The following is a 20,582-nucleotide window of genomic DNA, read 5'->3' on the forward strand; positions in this document are numbered from 1 at the left end:
TTCAGGCCGGTACCCCAAGCAGCACGCTGGAAGGATGGAACTGGGCACGTACCGGCTCGCCGGCCAACAGCTGTTGTTGTGCCAGCCAGTCGGCCTCGGCGAAGGCGCACAAGGTCTGCCCGTTGGCCAGGCTCAGGCGTACCTCGCTGGGGCCTTGGGTATCGGCCAGCACTTGCTCAATGGTGGCCGTCAGGCAGTTGCTGCCGGCTTCGACCTCATCGTCGCTGGCCAGCAGCTGTACCCAGCCGGCCTTGAGCAACGCCACCACGTGGATACCTAGTGTCAGTTCCAGGCGTGCGGTGCTGTCGTGGGTGATCAGCGCATCGATCTCCAGGCCACCACCCAATGCCAGGCTGACGCGATCATGGCGCCCCTCACGACGAAGGCCGCTGACTTCGCCCTGCAGCTGGTTGCGCGCGCTGGTGCGCAACATCAGGCGCCCGAGCAGGTCGAGGTCGGTGGATTCCTCGGCGGCTTCGAGCAGCTGCGCCTGCAGGTTCTGCAAGCGCTGGTACAGCCGTAGCACGCGGCCGCCTTCGGCCGACAGGCGTGCGCCACCGCCGCCACGCCCGCCGGTGCTGCGCTCGACCAGCGGCTGGCTGGCGAGGTTGTTGAGCTCATCGATGGCGTCCCAGGCGGCTTTGTAGCTGATGCCGGCAGCCTTGGCGGCGCGGGTGATCGAGCCTTGCTCGGCGATGTGCTGGAGCAAGGCAATGCGTTGCGGGCGGCGGGCGATGTGCTGGGTGAGGAGAGCGGGCAGGGACATGATGGCGCCTATCTGAGACTGACCCGTCAAGCTTGCCCCGGTTTTGCCGTGCGTGCCAGGCAATACACATCGACCCTGCATGCACCGGCCCTGCATAGCACGGCGGCGATGGCTTGCGCGGTGGCTCCCGTGGTCAGCACGTCATCAACCACGGCCACATGCAAGCCTTTGAGCGCGTGTTCGTCGGCCACGGCAAAGGCTCGCTGCAGATTGCGCTGGCGCGCTTTGGCATCCAGGCTCTGCTGCGCCGGCGTTTCGCGTGTGCGCAGCAATAGTCGCTCGTCGCAGTCGATTGCCAGGCTTTTGGACAACCAGCGCGTCAGCATGCCGGCCTGGTTGAAGCCGCGCGCTCGCAGTCGACGCTTGGCCAACGGAACAGGCAACAGCAGGTCAGGTTGCGTCAGGCCCTCTGCGTAGCGGTGTTGCAGGCCATGGCTCAACATTTCGGCCATCAAACGCCCTAGCGGCCATTGGCGGTTGTGCTTGAAACGGCTGATCAGCGTGTCGACTGGAAATCCGTAATGCCACAGCGCGACGACGTGCTCGAACGCCGGCGCACGGCGGCAACACTGGGCGCAGGTCAGGTTGGCCATCGGTAACGGCAGGGCGCAGCGCAGGCAATGGTCCGTCAGCCAAGGCAGCTCCTGCTCGCAGGCCATACACAACGGGTACGCCTGTTCAGCAGGCGCATCGCACAGCAAACAGCTGTGGTTAATATTTGCACACTTGTAAACCAGTGCTTTCAGTCTTAGTTGACAGTTCATAGGCCTTCCGTGACTATGCGAGCTATCCGTGATGCGCTGGCGGGCTTTCCTGTCCCGGCGCCAGTTACAGCCTAAACAAGGAAACGCCGATGAGCGCCAGCACAACTGCAACAACACGTCACGACTGGACCTTGGCCGAGGTCAAGGCGCTGTTTCAGCAACCGTTCAATGACCTGCTGTTCCAGGCGCAAACCGTGCACCGCGCGCACTTCGACCCGAACCGCGTTCAGGTTTCGACCTTGCTGTCGATCAAGACCGGCGCCTGCCCTGAAGATTGCAAATATTGTCCGCAGTCCGGCCACTACAACACCGGGCTGGAAAAACAAAAGCTGATGGAAGTGCAGAAGGTGCTGGAAGAAGCCGCCCGCGCCAAAGCCATCGGCTCCACCCGCTTCTGCATGGGCGCGGCGTGGAAGCACCCGTCGGCCAAGGACATGCCCTACGTGCTGGAGATGGTCAAAGGGGTGAAGGCCATGGGCCTGGAAACCTGCATGACCCTCGGCAAGCTCGACCAGGACCAGACCCAGGCCCTGGCCCAGGCCGGCCTCGACTACTACAACCACAACCTCGACACCTCGCCGGAGTTCTACGGCAGCATCATCACCACCCGCACCTACAGCGAGCGCCTGCAGACCCTGGCCTATGTGCGCGATGCCGGGATGAAGATCTGCTCCGGTGGCATCCTCGGCATGGGCGAGTCGCTGGACGATCGCGCCGGGCTACTGATCCAGTTGGCTAACCTGCCGGAGCACCCAGAGTCGGTGCCGATCAACATGCTGGTCAAGGTCGCCGGCACGCCGCTGGCCGAGGAAGAAGATGTCGACCCGTTCGATTTCATCCGCATGCTGGCGGTGGCTCGCCTGCTGATGCCAAAGTCGCATGTGCGCCTGTCGGCCGGCCGCGAGCAGATGAACGAACAGATGCAGGCCCTGGCCTTCATGGCTGGCGCCAACTCGATCTTCTATGGCGAAAAACTGCTGACCACCGCCAACCCGCAGGCTGACAAAGACATGCAGCTGTTCGCCCGCCTTGGCATCAAGCCTGAGGCCCGCGAAGAGCATGCCGATGAAGTGCACCAGGCGGCCATCGAGCAGGCGCTGGTCGAACAGCGCAGCAGCGAGATGTTCTACAACGCAGCATCGGCCTGAGATGGCCTTTGACCTGGCGGCGCGCCTGGCCGAACGGCGCGCCGCAGACCTGTATCGGCAACGGCCCCTGCTGGAGAGCCCGCAAGGGCCTGAAGTGGTGGTCGATGGCCAGCCGCTGTTGGCGTTTTGCAGCAATGATTACCTGGGCCTTGCCAACCACCCCGAGGTGATTGCTGCGTGGCAGGCGGGCGCCGAGCGGTGGGGTGTCGGTGGCGGGGCCTCGCACCTGGTGGTTGGCCACAGCACGCCGCACCACCAGGTCGAGGAGGCCTTGGCAGAACTCACCGGGCGCCCGCGCGCGCTGTTGTTCTCCACCGGTTACATGGCCAACCTGGGTGCAATCACCGCGCTGGTGGGGCAGGGTGACACGGTGTTGCAGGACCGCCTTAACCACGCGTCCTTGCTCGACGGCGGGCTGCTGAGCGGCGCCCGTTTCAACCGCTATCTGCACAACGACCCGGCCAGCCTGGAAAGCCGCCTGGACAAGGCCGTCGGCAATACCTTGGTGGTAACCGACGGGGTGTTCAGCATGGATGGCGACCTTGCCGATTTGCCGGCGTTGGCCAAGGTTGCCCGCGCCCGCGGCGCCTGGCTGATGGTCGATGATGCCCATGGCCTGGGCACGTTGGGTGCGCAAGGTGGCGGTATCGTCGAGCACTTCGGCCTGGGCCTCGATGACGTGCCTGTGCTGATCGGCACGCTGGGCAAGGCCTGCGGTACGGCGGGTGCCTTTGTCGCCGGCAGCGAGGCGTTGATCGAAGCGCTGGTGCAGTTTGCCCGGCCCTACATCTACACCACTAGCCAACCGCCCGCCCTGGCCTGCGCGACACTCAAGAGCCTTGAGCTGCTGCGCCGCGAAACCTGGCGCCGTGAGCACCTGGCCGCGTTGATCCGCCAGTTCCGCCTGGGTGCCGAACAGATCGGCCTGCAGCTGATGGACAGCCCGACGCCGATCCAGCCAATCCTGATTGGCGACAGCGCACAAGCGCTGCGCCTGTCGCAGATGTTGCGTGAACGTGGCCTGCTGGTCACTGCCATCCGCCCGCCCACCGTGCCTGCCGGCAGCGCACGCTTGCGGGTTACCTTGAGCGCCGCGCACAGCGAGGCGCAGGTGCAGCTATTGTTGAATGCATTGGCCGAGTGTTATCCACAGCTGGAGGCCGCCGATGCGTAACCGACTGATCCTTCTCCCCGGATGGGGCCTGGGTACTGCTGCGCTGGAGCCGTTGGCGGCCAGCCTGCGCGCCCAGGATGCCCGCTTGCAGGTCGAGCTGATGCCCCTGCCGGAGCTGGCCGACGCCGACGTACAGGCGTGGGTCGACCACCTTGACCGCAAGTTGCCCCGTGATACCTGGCTGGGCGGTTGGTCGCTGGGCGGCATGCTCGCCAGCGAACTTGCGCGCAAGCGCGGCGACCACTGTTGCGGACTGCTGACCTTGGCCAGCAACCCCAGTTTCGTGGCGCGGCCAGACTGGCCCCACGGCATGGCCGAAGATACCTTCGGCACCTTCCTCGACGGTTGCCGCAGCCACACCCAGGTAACCCTCAAACGCTTCCGCACCCTGTGCAGCGACGGCGCCCAACAACCTCGTACCTTGCTGCGCCAGCTGGGCGTCGGTGTGCCGGATACCGACCCGCTGTACCTCGCCACCGGGCTGGAAGTACTGGCCCAGCTGGATACCCGCGAGGCACTGCAGGCTTATGGCGGTCCGCAACTGCACCTGTTCGCCGGCAGTGATGCACTGGTCCCGGCCGAGGCGGCCAAAGCGCTGAGCGAGTTGTTGCCCGACGTGGAGGTTGGGCTGGTTGAAGACAGTTCCCACGCGTTCCTGCTGGAATACCCACAGGAGCTGGCGGCGGGTATCAAGAGTTTTCTGCATGAGAGCGGCGATGACTGACCTTTCCCGTCCGACCCTGCCCGGCGCGCTGCCGGACAAGCGCCAGGTGGCGGCCTCGTTTTCCCGCGCGGCGGCCAGCTACGACAGCGTCGCGGCGTTGCAGCGCGACGTCGGCCTGAACCTGTTGGGCCAGTTGCCAGAGGGCTTGGCACCGTCGCACTGGCTGGACCTGGGCAGCGGCACCGGCCACTTCAGCCGGGTGCTGGCCGAGCGCTTCGCGCAGGCCAGTGGCGTGGCGGTGGATATCGCCGAAGGCATGCTGCGCCATGCCCGCAACGAACAGCGCGGCGCGCAGTACCACGTGGCCGGCGATGCCGAGCGCTTGCCGCTACGCGATGCCAGCGTCGATCTGGTGTTCTCCAGCCTGGCGGTGCAGTGGTGCGGGCAGTTCGCCAGTGTGCTGGACGAGGCGCGCCGGGTGTTACGCCCAGGCGGGGTGCTGGCATTCAGCAGCCTGTGCGTCGGCACCCTCGATGAACTGCGTGCCAGTTGGCAGGCCGTGGATGGCCTGGTGCATGTCAACCGCTTCCGCCGCTTTGACGATTACCAGCGTCTGTGCGCGGGCAGTGGCTTCGAGCAGGTAGCGCTGCAGCAGCGCGCGCACGTGCTGCACTACCCCGATGTACGCAGCCTGACCCACGAGCTGAAGGCGCTTGGTGCACACAATATCAACCCGGGCCGCCCTTCGGGCCTCACCGGCCGTGCCCGCATGCAGGGCTTGTTGCAGGCATACGAGGCATTTCGCCAGCCTCAGGGGCTGCCCGCCACTTACCAAGTGGTCTATGGTGTGCTGCGCAAGCCACAGGCGTAAGGGGAGTCAGATGAGCCAGGCCTATTTCATTGCCGGTACCGATACCGATGTCGGCAAGACCACGATTGCTGCCGGCCTGCTGCATGCAGCGCGGTTGCAGGGCATGAGCACATTGGGCGCCAAACCGGTGGCGTCGGGTTGTACGGTAACCGCAAAGGGGCTGCGCAACAGCGACGCACAGGCGCTGATCGATGAAAGCACGATCAAATTGCCGTACGAACAGGTCAACCCATTCGCCTTCGAGCCTGCGATCGCACCCCATGTCGCCGCACGCGAGGCCGGCGTCACGCTGGGTGTACCCGAGCTGTTGGCGGCGATGCGCAACGTGCTGCAGCAAAACGCCGACTTCACGTTGATCGAAGGCGCCGGTGGCTGGCGTGTGCCGCTGTCGGGCCAGGCCAACCTGTCTGACCTGGCCATTGCCCTGCAACTGCCAGTGATCCTGGTGGTTGGGGTGCGCCTGGGCTGTATCAGCCATGCCTTGCTCAGCGCCGAAGCGATTGCCCGCGATGGGCTGCAACTGGCGGGCTGGGTGGCGAATATCATCGAACCGCGCACATCGCGCCTGGAAGAAAACCTGGCCAGCCTCGCCGAGCGCTTGCCGGCGCCATGCCTGGGGCGGGTACCGAAGTTGAAGCTGGCGAGTGCCAATATGGTGGCTGAGCATTTGCAGCTGGATTTGCTGGATTAACGGCCGCTGCCTATCGACTGGCACTGGGCCATTAACGATTTAAACGGGCCTTTTCTGCCATCTACTGCTTTAATGAGGCCTGTTCGTCATCCAGCGTCAATGGAGTCCTGACATGGAAATCACCGGCAGCTCCGCCTATTACGCGGGCCTCAGCGCAATCCAAAGCGGCCAGAACCGCGTCGATCAAGCCGCCAGCCAGATCGCCAACCATACCGCCGAACGCACCGCCACCAGCCAGTCGAGCGACTTCCAGGCTGAGCGTCTGCGCGCTGTTGATCGCAGCCAGCAGATGGACTTGGCCACCAGTACCGTGCAACTGGCACTGGGCAAACATGAAGTGGAGCTTGGCGCGAAAGTCGTCAAGGCATCCGACGAAATGCTCGGCCGGATCATCGACACCTACGCCTGATCCCTCGCGGCACTCAACTTAGCGACTCTTCCTTTGTGGGCGCGGGCTTCCCTTGCGCCTCATTGCGCCCCTGCGCGCCCTCTGTAGGAGCAGCCTTGTGCTGCGAAGAGTCCGCTAAACACCCTGGGATGTTCGTTTTTATCGCTGGCCTCTTCGCAGCACAAGGCTGCTCCTACAAGGGGTTGTGTTGATTTCATGTGTGGGGTGGCGTAAACGCCATTTTTCGTGGCGTAAATGGCACTATCGTCCCTCCTTGACATCCGCTCGCGCTAAACGTAAGTTTCAAACAACTGTTTGATCGACGACCGCCAAGCCTTGCCGGCAGTTCCGATCACCCCCGAACTCATCACAGAGGTTCATCGCAATGCCTGACTACAAAGCCCCCTTGCGTGATATCCGTTTCGTTCGCGACGAACTGCTCGGCTACGAAGCGCATTATCAGAGCCTGCCGGGTTGCCAGGACGCCACGCCCGACATGGTCGACGCGATCCTCGAAGAAGGCGCGAAGTTCTGTGAGCAGGTACTGGCCCCGCTGAACCGCGTTGGCGATCAGGAAGGCTGCACCTGGAGCGAGTCGGGCGTGAAGACGCCGACCGGTTTCAAAGCGGCCTACGAGCAATTCGTCGAAGGTGGCTGGCCGAGCCTGGCCCACGACGTGGCCCACGGCGGCCAAGGCCTGCCAGAGTCGCTGGGCCTGGCCCTGAGCGAGATGGTGGGTGAGTCGAACTGGTCGTGGGGCATGTACCCAGGCCTGTCCCATGGCGCGATGAACACCATTTCCGAGCACGGCACCGAAGAGCAACAGCACACCTACCTGACCAAGCTGGTCAGCGGCGAGTGGACCGGCACCATGTGCCTGACCGAGCCGCACTGCGGTACCGACCTGGGCATGCTGCGCACTAAGGCCGAGCCACAGGCCGACGGGTCGTACAAAGTGTCCGGCACCAAGATCTTCATCTCCGCCGGTGAGCACGACATGGCCGATAACATCGTCCATATCGTCCTGGCCCGCCTGCCGGATGCACCGGCCGGCACCAAAGGCATCTCGCTGTTCATCGTGCCCAAGTTCCTGCCCAACGCCGAAGGCGCTGTCGGTGAGCGCAACGCGGTGACCTGTGGCTCGATCGAGCACAAAATGGGCATCCACGGTAACGCCACCTGCGTGATGAACTTCGACGGCGCTACCGGCTACCTGATCGGCCCGGCCAACAAAGGCCTGAACTGCATGTTCACCTTCATGAACACTGCTCGCCTGGGCACCGCGCTGCAGGGCCTGGCCCACGCCGAAGTGGCGTTCCAAGGTGGCCTGAAATACGCCCGTGAGCGCCTGCAGATGCGTTCGCTGACCGGCCCTAAAGCCCCTGAAAAGGCGGCTGACCCGATCATCGTCCACCCGGACGTGCGCCGCATGCTGCTGACCATGAAGGCCTTCGCCGAAGGCAACCGCGCCATGGTCTACTTCACCGCCAAGCAGGTGGATATCGTCAAGTACAGCCAGGACGAGGAAGAGCGCAAAAAAGCCGACGCCCTGCTGGCCTTCATGACCCCGATCGCCAAGGCCTTCATGACCGAAGTCGGTTTCGAGGCTGCCAACCACGGCGTGCAGATCTACGGCGGCCATGGCTTCATCGCCGAGTGGGGCATGGAGCAGAACGTGCGCGACAGCCGTATCTCCATGCTGTACGAAGGCACCACCGGTATCCAGGCGCTGGACCTGCTCGGCCGTAAAGTGCTGATGACCCAAGGCGAAGCGCTGAAGGGCTTTACCAAGATCGTGCACAAGTTCTGCCAGGCGCAGGAAGGCAACGAGGCGGTCAAAGAGTTCGTTGAGCCGTTGGCGGCGATCAACAAGGAATGGGGCGAGCTGACCATGAAAGTGGGTATGGCGGCCATGAAGGATCGCGAAGAAGTGGGTGCCGCTTCGGTCGATTACCTGATGTATTCCGGTTACGCCTGCCTGGCTTACTTCTGGGCCGACATTGCCCGCCTGGCTGCCGAGAAGCTGGCTGCCGGTACTGAAGAAGTGGCGTTCTACACCGCCAAGCTGCAGACCGCGCGCTTCTACTTCCAGCGCATCCTGCCGCGCACCCGTACCCATGTGGCGACCATGCTGTCGGGTGCTGGAAACCTGATGGCGATGGACGAAGAGCACTTCGGCCTCTCTTACTGATCCACCGCGTGCACAAAAACCCGCCTGCCCTCACCGGCAGGCGGGTTTTTTCATTTTGCAGCCAGATGCCTGTGTAGGAGCAGCCTTGTGCTGCGAAGAGGCCATAACGGCCACAGAAAATCGTTTGTCATACCGGCCTCTTCGCAGCACAAGGCTGCTCCTACACAGGAGCTGCATCAGACTGTATTCAACTGTTCACGCGCGCTGCCGATGAAATAAGGGCACAATGCCACTATTGATCTGCCGGGTTGGAGATTACCCTTGTTTCGTCTTGATGCTGTACGCGTAACCCACTTCCTGCCTTCGCTGTTTCTCTTGCTGGCAGGCCTTGCGGCGGCTTACGTAAGAGACCTCAGTGTCTTTTTCACATCGCTGTTCAATGTCTTGCCCACCTTGGTCCTGCTATTGGGCGGTGCCTACTGCGCCGTTTACCGACGCCAGCGTGAGCTGTTTCTGATGGTGACGGTGTACATCGCCTACTTCCTGCTCGACACCCAGACCGACTTCTACCGCGACAACGGCCACGTGCGTGCGGACGCCGCGGTCATCTTCCACTTGGTGTGCCTGCTGCTGCCGGCCCTGTTCGGGCTGTATGGCGCCTGGCAGGAGCGCACCCACCTGCTGCAGGACCTGGTCGCCCGCTTCGCAGTGTTGTTCGCCGTTGCCAGCGTTGCGGTGGCACTGGAGCAAAGCTACCCCGATGCGCTACTGGCCTGGCTGGCAGAGATCCGCTGGCCGGCCTTGCATGGCCAGTGGATGAGCCTGATCCAGATGGTCTACCCGCTGTTCCTCGGCGTGTTCATCCTGCTGGTGGTGCAGTACCTGCGTGCGCCCAGGCCGTTGCATGCGGCGCAGGTCATTGGCCTGATCGGCCTGTTCTGGATGCTGCCGCAGACGTTCATCCTGCCGTTTACCCTGAACATCATGTGCAGCCAGGTGATGTTGATGATTGCCGCGGCTGTGGCGCACGAGGCCTATCAGATGGCCTTCCGCGACGAGCTGACGGGCTTGCCGGGGCGCCGTGCTTTGAACGAGCGTATGCAGCGGCTGGGGCGCAACTATGTGATCGCCATGACCGACGTCGACCACTTCAAGAAATTCAACGATACCCACGGCCACGATGTCGGCGACCAGGTGTTGCGCCTGGTTGCCAGCCGGTTGTCCAAGGTCACCGGTGGCGGCCGCGCCTACCGTTATGGTGGCGAGGAATTCGCCCTGGTCTTTGCGGGCAAGACGGCTGAAGAATGCGTGCCGCATGTGGAAGCTGTGCGCGGGGTGATTGCTAACTATGCGATGCAGCTGCGCGACCAGAACAGCCGACCGCAGGACGATTCGACAGGGCGTCAGCGCCGTGCTGGCAGCGGCGCGGGTACGGTGTCGGTGACCATCAGCATCGGTGTGGCCGAGCGCCAGGCCGATCATCGCAACCCGGAGGCGGTGCTCAAGTCGGCCGACCAGGCGCTGTACAGCGCCAAAGAGGCCGGGCGCAATTGTGTCATGGTGCATGGGCAACAATCGCAGCGTGGGGCGGTCCGCATGGCGTGACCAAACACGACTATACGGTCAGCTGATGACCCTATGTCTCGTAAAAGTTGTTCGGTTACACTGCCTGCAACCCAGTGTCGCGGTTCCCCGAGACCGCCCCGACCCTACGAGTGAGAGGTTGTCATGGCCGACTATAAAGCGCCCCTGCGCGACATGCGCTTCGTTTTGAATGAAGTCTTCAACGTGACCGAGCAATGGGCGCAGTTGCCCGCGCTGGCCGAGGTGGTGGATACCGAGACCGCCATGGCCGTGCTGGAAGAGGCCGGCAAGGTGACGGCCAGGACCATCGCCCCACTCAGCCGCGCCGCCGACGAAGAGGGCTGCCACTGGGACAACGGCGCGGTCAGCACGCCGGCCGGCTTCATCGAGGCCTACAACACCTACGCCGAAGGTGGTTGGGTGGGCGTTGGTGGCGATCCCTTGTTCGGCGGCATGGGCATGCCCAAGGTTATCTCGGCCCAGGTCGAGGAAATGGTCAACGCGTCGAGCCTGGCCTTCGGCCTGTATCCGATGCTGACTGCCGGTGCCTGCCTGTCGATCAATGCCCACGCCAGTAAAGCGCTCAAGCAACAGTACCTGCCCAACATGTACGCCGGCGTCTGGGCTGGCTCCATGTGCCTGACCGAGCCCCATGCCGGCACCGACTTGGGCATCATCCGCACCAAGGCCGAACCCCAGGCCGACGGCAGCTACAAGGTCAGTGGCACCAAGATCTTCATCACCGGTGGTGAGCACGACCTGACCGAGAACATCATCCATCTGGTGCTGGCCAAGCTGCCGGACGCGCCCGCCGGGCCGAAAGGTATTTCGTTGTTCCTGGTGCCCAAGTTCCTGGTCAACCCAGACGGCAGCCTGGGCGCGCGCAACCCGGCCACTTGCGGCTCGATCGAACACAAGATGGGTATTCAAGCCTCCGCCACTTGTGTGATGAACTTCGACGAAGCGGTCGGTTACCTGGTCGGTGAGCCCAATAAGGGATTGGCGGCCATGTTCACCATGATGAACTACGAGCGCCTGGGTGTCGGCATTCAGGGCCTGGCATCGGCTGAACGTTCCTACCAAAATGCCGTGGAATACGCCCGTGACCGGCTGCAGAGCCGTGCCCCGACCGGCCCGCACGCCAAGGATAAGGTTGCCGACCCGATCATCGTCCACCCTGATGTGCGGCGCATGTTGCTGACCATGAAAGCCTTGATCGAAGGCGGGCGCGCCTTCTCGAGCTACGTGGCGCTGCAACTCGACAGTGCCAAATACAGCGAAGACGCCACCACACGCAAGCGCAGTGAAGAGCTGGTAGCCCTGTTGACGCCGGTGGCCAAGGCCTTCCTCACCGACCTAGGCCTGGAGTGCGCGGTGCACGGCCAGCAGGTGTTCGGTGGGCATGGCTACATTCGTGAGTGGGGCCAGGAGCAACTGGTGCGTGATGTGCGTATTACGCAGATCTACGAAGGCACCAACGGCATCCAGGCCCTCGACCTGATGGGGCGCAAGGTGGTTGCCAGTGGCGGTGCGTACTACAAGCTCTTCTCCGACGAGATCCGCCGCTTCATCGCGGGGGCCGACAGCGCGCTGGACGAGTTCGCCAAGCCGCTGGGCGCGTACCTCGACCAGCTGGACGGGCTGACCGAGTGGGTGCTGGAGCAGGCCAAGGGCAACCCCAATGAAATTGGCGCGGCCTCGGTCGAGTACCTGCATGCCTTTGGTTATGTGGCCTATGGCTACATGTGGGCGCTGATGGCGCGTGCGGCGCAGGCGGGTGAGGGGGATGAGGCGTTCTACTCGGGCAAGCTGGGTACGGCGCGGTTCTACTTTGCACGGTTGCTGCCACGGGTGGATTCGCTGGTGGCGTCGGTGAAGGCGGGGAGCGAGTCGCTGTACCTGCTGGACGCTGAGCAGTTCTGATAGATCTTGAAGCCGCTTTGCGGCCCTTCGCGACGCAAGGCCGCTCCTACAGGCCGGCGGTGCTATGAAGGAGCGGCCTTGCGTCGCGAAGGGACGCAGAGCGCCCCCAATAGTCGATATGATTCGCAATGAATCCTCTTTGTAAGCTTTTTCCTACACGACGTGGTGACTTTTCACCACTGTTCTCAGATTGGATCCACAGGTAATCTTTACCACATGGACGTTGCGCAGGAAGCGCAAAGGACAGATCAAGGAAGACGACGAAGGACCACCTGCCAGGATGGCGGGGCGATACGGATGTCACAGGGAAACAGTCTGGAAAACCCCGCTTCGGCGGGGTTTTCTTTGTGCGCGTGTTTTGTCAGCCCAGCACATCCAGAGGCGAGCCCCCTAGCTGGCGCGCGTCTGTCTCTTCTTCCAGTAACGTACGCAGCAGCTCCACCGAGGCTTGCTGGCGCTGCGCATCGCGGAACACCAGCCCGACCTTGAGCGGCACCCGCGGCTCGCTCAATGGCTTCCACAGCAGCCCCTGGTCATCCTCGGCCGCGTCCTTGGCCCGCCCCGGCAAGATGGTAGCCAGCGCCGTATGGGCCAGGCTGTCGAGAATCCCCGCCATGTTGTTCATCTCTGCCTGCACCTGCGGCCGACGGCCCTGGCTGGCCAGTTGCGCCTGCCAGATCTGTCGAATTTGAAACTCTTCGCCCAGCATCAGCATGGGCAGTTCAGCGGCCTGGCGGATCGACACCTTCTTGAAGTCCTTCAAGGGATGGGTGTCGGGGATGACCAATTGCAGTTCATCTTCGTACAGCAACAGGCCATGCAGCCCGGGTTGGCGCGGTGGCAGGTAACTGATGCCGATGTCCAGGCTGCCATTGAGCAGGCGCCGTTCGATTTCCAGCCCCGACAGCTCGTAGATTTGCACCACAAGGTGCGGCTGGGCCTTGCGCAAGCGTTCGAGCAACTGCGGCACCAGGCTGGGCCGCACGGTCTGCAGCACGCCGATGGCCAGGGTACGCAAAGACTGGCCCTTGAAGTTGCGCATGGCCTCCTGGGCCCGTTGCAGGCCATCGAGCAGCGGCAGGGCATGGTTGTACAGCGTGTGGGCGGCCAAGGTCGGCAGCAGGCGCTTGTTGCTGCGCTCGAACAGGCTCAGGTCGAGGCTGTGCTCCAGTTGGCGGATCTGCTGGGAAAGCGCGGGTTGGGACAAAGACAGGCGCTCGGCGGCGCGGCCGACATGGCCTTCTTCGTACACCGCGACGAAATAACGCAGTTGGCGGAAATCCATAAGCAACACTTATCGAAAATGCTGGAAAAACGAAATGGTCGAAACCCGTCTTGGCGCCTAGTCTATCGCCGTATTCCAGTGGGTTAAAGCGGTCATAGGGCCGGATTGTTACCCCGGATGAAAAACACTTTTGATAGGCAAGGCTGAATATCAAGTGCCGGCATCAAGACCGCACATTGGCCGCCCTTTACCGTGATTGGTTGGAGCCCTGATGAACCTGTTCAACCTGCGTCGCTCGGCTGCCGCCGCCGTCGCCGAGCCCGAGCGTGCGCCGGTGACCGTGGCGGATGCGCCGCAGTTGTCCCGTGAGCGCCTGATGCCGAGTACCGAACGTGCCCCGCAGGTTTTCGTGCGCGGCCAGGGCTCGTGGTTGTGGGACAGCGAAGGGCATGCCTTCTTGGACTTCACCCAGGGCGGCGCGGTGAACAGCCTCGGCCACAGCCCCAGCGTACTGGTCAAGGCGCTGGGCAATCAGGCCCAGGCGCTGATCAACCCGGGTTCGGGGTTTCACAGCCGCGGCCGGCTGGCGCTGGTCAACCGCCTGTGCCAGAGCACCGGCAGCGACCAGGCCTACCTGCTGAACAGCGGCGCCGAAGCGTGCGAAGGGGCGATCAAGCTGGCGCGCAAATGGGGCCAGCTGCACCGCAATGGCGCCTATCACATCATCACCGCCAGCCAGGCTTGCCACGGCCGCAGCCTGGGCGCGCTGTCGGCTTCCGACCCGCTGCCGTGCAATCGCTGCGAGCCTGGGCTGCCGGGCTTCAGCAAGGTGCCTTTCAATGACCTGGCGGCACTGCATGCGGAAGTGAACTCGCGCACCGTGGCAATCATGCTTGAGCCGATCCAAGGCGAGGCGGGGGTTATTCCCGCCACACAGGCGTACCTCAAAGGCGTCGAAACGCTGTGCCGCGAGCTGGGCATCCTGCTGATTCTGGATGAAGTCCAGACCGGTATCGGCCGGTGTGGTGCGCTGCTCGCTGAGCAGACTTACGGGGTACGTGCCGACATCATCACCCTGGGCAAGGGCTTGGGCGGTGGGGTACCGCTGGCCGCCTTGCTGGCACGCGGCACCGCTTGCTGCGCCGAGCCGGGTGAGCTGGAAGGCAGCCACCATGGCAACGCGCTGATGAGCGCGGCAGGCCTGGCAGTGCTGGACACCGTGCTGGAGCCTGGCTTTTTCGAGCATGTGCAGGACAGCGGCCGCCACCTGCGCGAAGGCCTGAGCCGCCTGGCTGGTCGTTATGGCCAGGGCGAGGTGCGTGGCCAGGGGCTGCTGTGGGCCCTGCAACTGCACGAAGGCGTCGCCCAGGACCTGGTAACGGCCGCCCTGCATGAAGGCCTGCTGCTCAATGCACCGCAGGCGGATGTGGTGCGTTTCTCGCCGGCGTTGACCGTGAGCAAGGGCAACATCGACGAAATGCTCCTGCGCCTGGCCCGCGCTTTTGCCCGCCTGCATGCACAGCAGCAAGCCCGCCGCGAAATGCCGGCGTAACTGAATTAAACGAACCGTCTGGCGTTCCTGCGCATCGCCCCTGGCCTGTTTCATTTGGCCCGGGGCGTTTTTTTTGGGGTGCTTGGCGCTGGATCTTGTGCGCCTGGAAGATCGAGCGCCGCGCGGGCGGCGCTCGACTTGCGCACCACCTCAAAAACCAAGACAAGCACTTGGCAGCCTTCACCCTATCTTTTCCTTTTTACCTGGCGCCCAACGTGGAACCTCTGACGAGTGTGGCTAGTCTCTGTTGTAACCCTTCAGGAGAGACGTGCATGGACTTCATTCGCATCATCATCGCCATCTTGCTGCCGCCGCTTGGGGTATTTCTGCAGGTGGGCTTTGCCGGGGCGTTCTGGCTGAATATTCTGCTGACGCTGTGTGGGTACATTCCGGGGATCGTGCATGCGGTGTATATCATCGCCAAGCGCTGAGCATACAGGGGCTGCATAGCAGCCCTTGGCTTTGCACGGAAAGTGTCTCCGCAAATACTTTTCTCTTTGAAGTGGACTTGGAATGCTCATGGTGCAGATGTGGATTCCAACACAATTTTGACCGTTCCTCGCTTGTTTTCAGTTTGACTGGTCTTGTCGGCGAACTTCGTCAAAGAGGGTCGCAAGAAAGCTAAATTTTAGAAATTTCTAACCTGATTAATCACAAATGAAGTCCAGCCTAGTACTGTCCAGGATTCATCTATTTCTCTTGCTTGGCGGCTTCTCAATCCATAGTCTTCATCCATTAGGTGTTTGAGGTTTGTTAGGAAGTAGTTATCGGTTCGAGTATAAAATTGATGCATTGTGTCATAATGTGGGTAATAGGGGCGTTGTATTATCGCTTTTATGAGCTCTTTGGGCGGTATGTATGACATAAGTACGCTATTTTCCACGCCGGCATGATCAATGTTTCCCAGCTGATGCATTAACTTGTTATAGTTTTCAATCGTCGTGGGAAGTGCGTCCGAATTGGCTGGCCGAGGCGTACGGTTTTGAGAGGGACGACTTGCTGGATCCCTGGCATGGGGGGCGGGTTGTAATGAGGGTTGCTGTTGCCGTCTTCCCGCTCGGGAAGAAATTCCACTAGTACTCCTCCCTCTGTCTCCCGATATCCAGCCCCATATAGTTCCGGAGGGGTCTTCGCGGTTTACAGGATCGCCGCTGCAGTAAGCATACCCATTGATACCCCCTCCCTTGAAGGGGCTCAGATCATCGTAACTGTTGAACCGCATGGTCACTGGGTTAAAGCCACGGCGGCTGCCTAGCAAGTAATGCCCAGTTGCAGGCTGTAGCAACTGCCCAGTAAAATACAATAGAACTTTGGATTCAAGTGTACGGGTGAAACCGTAGGGTGTGAAGGAGGAGGGGCGGTGCACAGGCCCCAACCTGGCAACTACCGAGTTTGACTGTTCGGTTAACAAAAGCTGAGTGTTGAGGTTGGTGTACTTTGATGTTGTGGTTTCGATGAGCGGTTTATCACCGGCGTGCACAATGGAAGTGCGTTCCTCGCCCAGCAACAGGGTACTTGGCAGGCGTTGGTTATAAAATATAGCGGTGTCTTTGCGCATGGTCGGAGCTCAGCTAAGGCCGTACGTTTACTGTGCCCTATTTCTACTTGTTTCACGACTAGCAATATTACTAGGTGGATCGGGCTTCGTAAGAAGCCCCAAGAAACCTCATCGCTTACCAATACCCGTAAACGCTGAGCAGCCTTGGCCACATTAGCGTGTTCCATGCGGCGCCTACGACATCAGCTCTCATGCCGACTCTAACACCCGGCAATAAAACGCCCATTCCTCTTCCAACGCATGCGCCAGGTTCTGTGCATTACGGAACCCGTGCCGCTCTCCCGCATAGAAGTGCCCCTCGGCTGCAATGCCATTTGCCTTCAGGGCGTCCAGCATCAGGCGCGTCTGCTCTGGCACCACCACCGCATCCAGCTCACCCTGGAAGAAAATCACCGGCACTTTGATCTGCGCTGCATGCAACAAGGGCGTGCGTGCGCGATAACGTTCGGCGTCCTGCAGCGGGTCGCCGATCAACCAGTCCAGGTAGTCCCCTTCGAACTTGTGCGTGGCGCGGCCCAGTGCGACTGGGTCACTGACGCCGTACAGGCTGGCGCCGGCCCGGAACACATCATGGAACGCCAGGGCACATAGCGTGGTGTATCCGCCCGCGCTGCCGCCGCGAATGAAGGCCTTGCTCGGGTCGATCAGCCCCAGCCCCGCTAGGTGCGCAACCGCCGCGCAGGCATCCTCGACATCGCTCTCGCCCCAGCGCAGGTGCAGCGCCTGGCGATAGGCCCGGCCATAACCCGTGCTGCCGCGGTAGTTAAGGTCGGCGACGGCGAAGCCGCGCTGGGTCCAATACTGGATGCGTGGGTCCAGCGCTGGGTAGCACGCCGAGGTCGGCCCGCCATGGATAAACACCACCAAGGGCGCGGGCGCTTTGGCGTTCATGGCCGGGTAGAAGAAACCATGGGCGATACCGTTGCCGCTGGCGTAGCGCATGGCCTGCGGCTTGCTGATGCATTCGGCGGGCAGCACCTCGGCACCACCGGCCAGTACCCGCACCTCATGATTGCTCAGGTCGATGGCAATGACGGCGGGTGGGCTGACGGGCGAGGCGGCGATGGCATAGAGCTGCCCGGCATCCATCGCCAGGCTGCGAAAGCGGGTGTAGGCGCTGGCAAAACGCTCCACTTGCTGGTTTGCGGTTATCAGCCCTAACTGCGCAAAGCCGTCCTCGAACCAACTGGCTACATAGCGTTGCGGCCCCAAGGCGAGCCAGGTGCTGGTGCCCAGTTGCCAGGGCGCGCCGGCATGGTCGGCGGGTTCGGCGGGCAGGGCTTGCCAGTGCCCGGCGATCTCCCCCCAGGGCTGCCAGAAGCCATTGCGATCCGACAGGCAATACAAGCGGCCTTGTGCATCGAAACGCGGTTGTTGCAGGGATTCGTCCAGGCCCGCCACGCAGCGCGCAGGCCCCCAGGCGCCGCTGCTGTCACGCTCGCGCAACAACAGGCGCGTCTGTGTCCAGGGTTGCGCCGGGCGGTCCCATTCGACCCAGGCCAGGCGCTGCCCGTCGCTGCTCAAAGTGGGGGACGCGTAGAAGTCGGCACCTTCAGCCAGCACCTCGCGGGCGCCTTCGCGCAGGGCAACCAGGCGATGCTCCACGGTTGGCCCATGGTGTTCCTCGACTGCCAGCACCTGGCCGTCATGCCAGTGCACATCGCCGTAGCGGCAGTCGTCTGCCTGGGTCAGCGGGCGCGGCACTTCGCCGTCCAGCCCTTGGGTATACACCTGTTGATCCGTTTCGTTGACGAAGACCAGCCCGTCACCGCCGACACAGAAACTGCCGCCGCCGTATTCGTACACCCGGCTGCGCACACTGAAGCCATCCGGTGTCAGGCACTGGGCTTGGTACTGGTGCCAGTGCCAGATTCGGCAGGCACCGTCGGCCGGGCGGAATTCGTTCCAGAACAGCCCGGCCGGGCTGACCTGGAGCTCGGCGAAGTCGGTGCCTGCAGCAACGGCCTGGGCTGCGCTGAATTCAGCCGCGAGCGATGACACGGGAGTTTCGTTCATTGCGGAAGGTCATCTCTTCAATCGCGAGTTGGGCGGTTTCTGCCTCCTCGCGGGCCTTGAGGATGATGCCGTGGTCAGCCGATTTTGCGCACACCGGGTCGGCGTTACTGGCATCGCCGGTGAGCATGAAGGCCTGGCAACGGCAACCGCCGAAGTCCTTTTCCTTCTCATCGCAGGAGCGGCAGGGCTCAGGCATCCATTGGTAACCGCGGAAACGGTTGAAGCCGAACGAGTCGTACCAGATATGCCGCAGATCGTGGTCACGCACGTTGGGGAACTGCACCGGCAGTTGGCGGGCGCCGTGGCAGGGCAAGGCGGTGCCGTCCGGGGTGATGGTCAGGAACAGGCTGCCCCAGCCATTCATGCAGGCCTTGGGGCGCTCTTCGTAATAGTCCGGGGTGACGAAGATCAGCTTGCAGGGGTTGCCCTCGGCCTTGAGCTTGTCACGGTATTGGTTGGTGATGCGCTCGGCGCGCTCTAGCTGCGCGCGGGTCGGCAGCAGGCCCAGGCGGTTGAGGTGCGCCCAGCCATAGAACTGGCAGGTGGCGAGCTCGACGAAGTCAGCTTCGAGGGCGATGCACAGCTCGATGATGCGGTCGATCTTGTCGATGTTGTGCCGATGGGTGACGAAGTTGAGCACCATCGGGTAGCCGTGGGCCTTCACGGCACGGGCCATCTCCAGCTTCTGCGCGAAGGCCTTTTTCGAGCCGGCCAGCAGGTTGTTCACCTGCTCGTCGCTGGCCTGGAAGCTGATCTGGATATGGTCCAGGCCGGCTTTTTTGAATTCGGCGATACGGGCTTCGGTCAGGCCGATGCCGGAGGTGATCAGGTTGGTGTAGTAGCCCAGCCGACGGGCCTCACCGATCAGCTCGGCGAGGTCCTGGCGCACCAGCGGTTCGCCGCCGGAGAAACCAATCTGTGCGGCGCCCATTTCTCGCGCTTCGGTCATCACCTTGAACCACTGCGCGGTGCTCAGTTCCTGGCCTTGGGCGGCGAAGTCCAGCGGGTTGGAGCAGTACGGGCATTGCAGCGGGCAACGGTAGGTGAGCTCGGCCAGCAGCCACAGCGGCAAGCCGACCTCGGGCGTGGCCGGCAACTCAGGCGAGGACGATCCAGTGTTCGCCACGGGCCACCTCCATGAACTGCTCGATGTCGTCGGCAACTTCCGGCACATCGGGGAACTGCCGCGCAAGTTCGGCAATGATTGCCGCGACGTCGCGCTGGCCATCGATCAGGCCACCGATCAGCGCAGCGCTTTCGTTGAGCTTGATCATGCCCTCGGGGTACAGCAACACATGGCCTTTCTGTGCCGGCTCGTACTGGAAGCGGTAGCCGGGGCGCCAGTTGGGCACTTGCTTGCGATCGAAACTCATAGGGCGATCCCCTTGTGCCAGACCCGTTCCTGGGTGACCGAATGATAAGGCGGGCGGTTCAGCTCGTAGGCCATGCTCATGGCATCGAGCATGCTCCAAAGAATATCCAGCTTGAACTGCAGGATCTCCAGCATACGCTCCTGGCCCGCACGGGTGGTGTAGTGCTGCAAGGTGATTGCCAGGCCGTGCTCGACATCACGCCGCGCCTGGCCCAGGCGCGTGCGGAAGTATTCGTAACCGGCGGGGTCGATCCAGGGGTAGTGCTGTGGCCAGCTGTCCAGGCGCGACTGGTGGATCTGCGGGGCGAACAGCTCGGTCAGCGAGCTGCTGGCCGCCTCTTGCCAACTGGCGCGGCGGGCGAAGTTGACGTAGGCGTCGACGGCAAAGCGCACGCCGGGCAGTACCAGCTCCTGGGAGCGCAGTTGATCAGGGTCCAGGCCCACGGCCTGGCCAAGGCGCAGCCAGGCCTCAATACCGCCGTCTTCGCCAGGCGCGCCGTCATGGTCGAGCAGGCGCTGGATCCACTCACGGCGTACTTCGCGGTCCGGGCAGTTGGCCAGGATCGCGGCATCCTTCATCGGGATGTTGACCTGGTAGTAGAAGCGGTTGGCTACCCAGCCCTGGATCTGCTCGCGGCTGGCGCGGCCCTGGTACATCGCCACGTGATACGGGTGATGAATATGGTAGTAGGCACCTTTGGCGCGCAGGGCCTGCTCGAATTCGGCAGGGGACATCGGCAACGGGTCGCTCATCA

At 62.7% G+C, this 20,582-nt stretch carries 19 protein-coding genes; 11 read left to right on the plus strand and 8 right to left on the minus strand.

Going from position 1 to position 20,582, the window contains the following annotated elements; genetic code table 11:
* Position 1: 1 nt before the first annotated feature.
* Complete coding sequence (gene modE, locus HU750_RS16825; RefSeq protein WP_186681313.1) at positions 2 to 766, minus strand: molybdenum-dependent transcriptional regulator ModE; 765 nt, start codon at positions 764 to 766, stop codon at positions 2 to 4.
* Between the two features lie 26 nt (positions 767 to 792).
* Positions 793 to 1,530, minus strand: a complete 738-nt coding sequence (locus tag HU750_RS16830; protein ID WP_186681315.1) for a ComFC family protein — start codon at positions 1,528 to 1,530, stop codon at positions 793 to 795.
* Between the two features lie 89 nt (positions 1,531 to 1,619).
* Here HU750_RS16830 and bioB point away from each other — a divergent pair, with 89 nt between their 5' ends.
* From bioB to HU750_RS16875, 9 genes are all read left to right on the plus strand, one after another.
* Positions 1,620 to 2,678, plus strand: a complete 1,059-nt coding sequence (bioB, locus tag HU750_RS16835) for a biotin synthase BioB (protein WP_027594348.1) — start codon at positions 1,620 to 1,622, stop codon at positions 2,676 to 2,678.
* A 1-nt stretch (position 2,679) separates the two neighbouring features.
* A complete protein-coding gene (gene bioF / locus HU750_RS16840) occupies positions 2,680 to 3,852 on the plus strand; it encodes an 8-amino-7-oxononanoate synthase (protein ID WP_027594349.1) in 1,173 nt (390 codons plus the stop codon).
* Complete coding sequence (locus HU750_RS16845; RefSeq protein ID WP_186681317.1) at positions 3,845 to 4,576, plus strand: alpha/beta fold hydrolase; 732 nt, start codon at positions 3,845 to 3,847, stop codon at positions 4,574 to 4,576. The genes bioF and HU750_RS16845 overlap by 8 nt, the downstream gene beginning before the upstream one ends.
* Positions 4,569 to 5,387 carry a malonyl-ACP O-methyltransferase BioC gene (gene bioC / locus HU750_RS16850; RefSeq protein WP_186681319.1) on the plus strand — a complete coding sequence of 273 codons (819 nt, stop codon included), beginning with the start codon at positions 4,569 to 4,571 and terminating at the stop codon, positions 5,385 to 5,387. The genes HU750_RS16845 and bioC overlap by 8 nt, the downstream gene beginning before the upstream one ends.
* Before the next feature lie 10 nt (positions 5,388 to 5,397).
* Positions 5,398 to 6,078, plus strand: a complete 681-nt coding sequence (gene bioD, locus HU750_RS16855; protein ID WP_186681321.1) for a dethiobiotin synthase — start codon at positions 5,398 to 5,400, stop codon at positions 6,076 to 6,078.
* Between the two features lie 112 nt (positions 6,079 to 6,190).
* Positions 6,191 to 6,487 carry a pyrroloquinoline quinone biosynthesis protein PqqE gene (locus HU750_RS16860; protein ID WP_186681324.1) on the plus strand — a complete coding sequence of 99 codons (297 nt, stop codon included), beginning with the start codon at positions 6,191 to 6,193 and terminating at the stop codon, positions 6,485 to 6,487.
* A 364-nt stretch (positions 6,488 to 6,851) separates the two neighbouring features.
* The gene (locus tag HU750_RS16865; RefSeq protein ID WP_099452704.1) at positions 6,852 to 8,657 is read left to right on the plus strand and encodes a phenylacyl-CoA dehydrogenase; all 1,806 of its coding nucleotides are present in this window, start codon (positions 6,852 to 6,854) and stop codon (positions 8,655 to 8,657) included.
* A gap of 261 nt (positions 8,658 to 8,918) precedes the next feature.
* Positions 8,919 to 10,202 (plus strand): GGDEF domain-containing protein, encoded by a 1,284-nt coding sequence (locus tag HU750_RS16870; RefSeq protein WP_027594355.1) that lies wholly within the window; start codon positions 8,919 to 8,921, stop codon positions 10,200 to 10,202.
* Between the two features lie 123 nt (positions 10,203 to 10,325).
* Positions 10,326 to 12,104: an acyl-CoA dehydrogenase C-terminal domain-containing protein gene (locus HU750_RS16875; protein ID WP_186681326.1), complete on the plus strand. Its 1,779-nt coding sequence runs from the start codon at positions 10,326 to 10,328 to the stop codon at positions 12,102 to 12,104.
* A gap of 361 nt (positions 12,105 to 12,465) precedes the next feature.
* Here the strand turns inward: HU750_RS16875 and HU750_RS16880 are convergent, their stop codons facing one another.
* Entirely contained in the window at positions 12,466 to 13,389 is a 924-nt protein-coding gene (locus tag HU750_RS16880) for a LysR family transcriptional regulator (RefSeq protein WP_085274061.1), read from the minus strand.
* Positions 13,390 to 13,600: 211 nt separating this feature from the next.
* Here HU750_RS16880 and HU750_RS16885 point away from each other — a divergent pair, with 211 nt between their 5' ends.
* Both HU750_RS16885 and HU750_RS16890 read left to right on the plus strand, forming a co-directional pair.
* Positions 13,601 to 14,881, plus strand: coding sequence for an aspartate aminotransferase family protein (locus HU750_RS16885; RefSeq protein WP_186681328.1), 1,281 nt, complete (start codon positions 13,601 to 13,603; stop codon positions 14,879 to 14,881).
* Between the two features lie 272 nt (positions 14,882 to 15,153).
* Positions 15,154 to 15,312, plus strand: coding sequence for a YqaE/Pmp3 family membrane protein (locus tag HU750_RS16890; protein WP_007904205.1), 159 nt, complete (start codon positions 15,154 to 15,156; stop codon positions 15,310 to 15,312).
* 197 nt (positions 15,313 to 15,509) lie between these two features.
* Here the strand turns inward: HU750_RS16890 and HU750_RS16895 are convergent, their stop codons facing one another.
* The 5 genes from HU750_RS16895 to pqqC all read right to left on the minus strand — a co-directional run bounded on the left by HU750_RS16895 (position 15,510) and on the right by pqqC (position 20,580).
* Positions 15,510 to 16,439, minus strand: a complete 930-nt coding sequence (locus HU750_RS16895; RefSeq protein ID WP_186681331.1) for an RHS repeat-associated core domain-containing protein — start codon at positions 16,437 to 16,439, stop codon at positions 15,510 to 15,512.
* 189 nt (positions 16,440 to 16,628) lie between these two features.
* The gene (locus HU750_RS16900) at positions 16,629 to 18,455 is read right to left on the minus strand and encodes a S9 family peptidase (protein ID WP_186681333.1); all 1,827 of its coding nucleotides are present in this window, start codon (positions 18,453 to 18,455) and stop codon (positions 16,629 to 16,631) included.
* On the minus strand, positions 18,421 to 19,581 hold the full coding sequence (gene pqqE, locus HU750_RS16905; RefSeq protein ID WP_186681335.1) for a pyrroloquinoline quinone biosynthesis protein PqqE: 1,161 nt from the start codon (positions 19,579 to 19,581) through the stop codon (positions 18,421 to 18,423). The genes HU750_RS16900 and pqqE overlap by 35 nt, the downstream gene beginning before the upstream one ends.
* Complete coding sequence (pqqD, locus tag HU750_RS16910; protein WP_027594361.1) at positions 19,553 to 19,828, minus strand: pyrroloquinoline quinone biosynthesis peptide chaperone PqqD; 276 nt, start codon at positions 19,826 to 19,828, stop codon at positions 19,553 to 19,555. Before pqqD ends, pqqE begins: the two co-directional genes overlap by 29 nt.
* Entirely contained in the window at positions 19,825 to 20,580 is a 756-nt protein-coding gene (gene pqqC, locus HU750_RS16915) for a pyrroloquinoline-quinone synthase PqqC (RefSeq protein ID WP_027594362.1), read from the minus strand. Before pqqC ends, pqqD begins: the two co-directional genes overlap by 4 nt.
* Positions 20,581 to 20,582: the final 2 nt, after the last annotated feature.

The organism is Pseudomonas sp. SWRI50 (assembly GCF_014269095.1).
Lineage (GTDB): Bacteria > Pseudomonadota > Gammaproteobacteria > Pseudomonadales > Pseudomonadaceae > Aquipseudomonas > Aquipseudomonas kermanshahensis.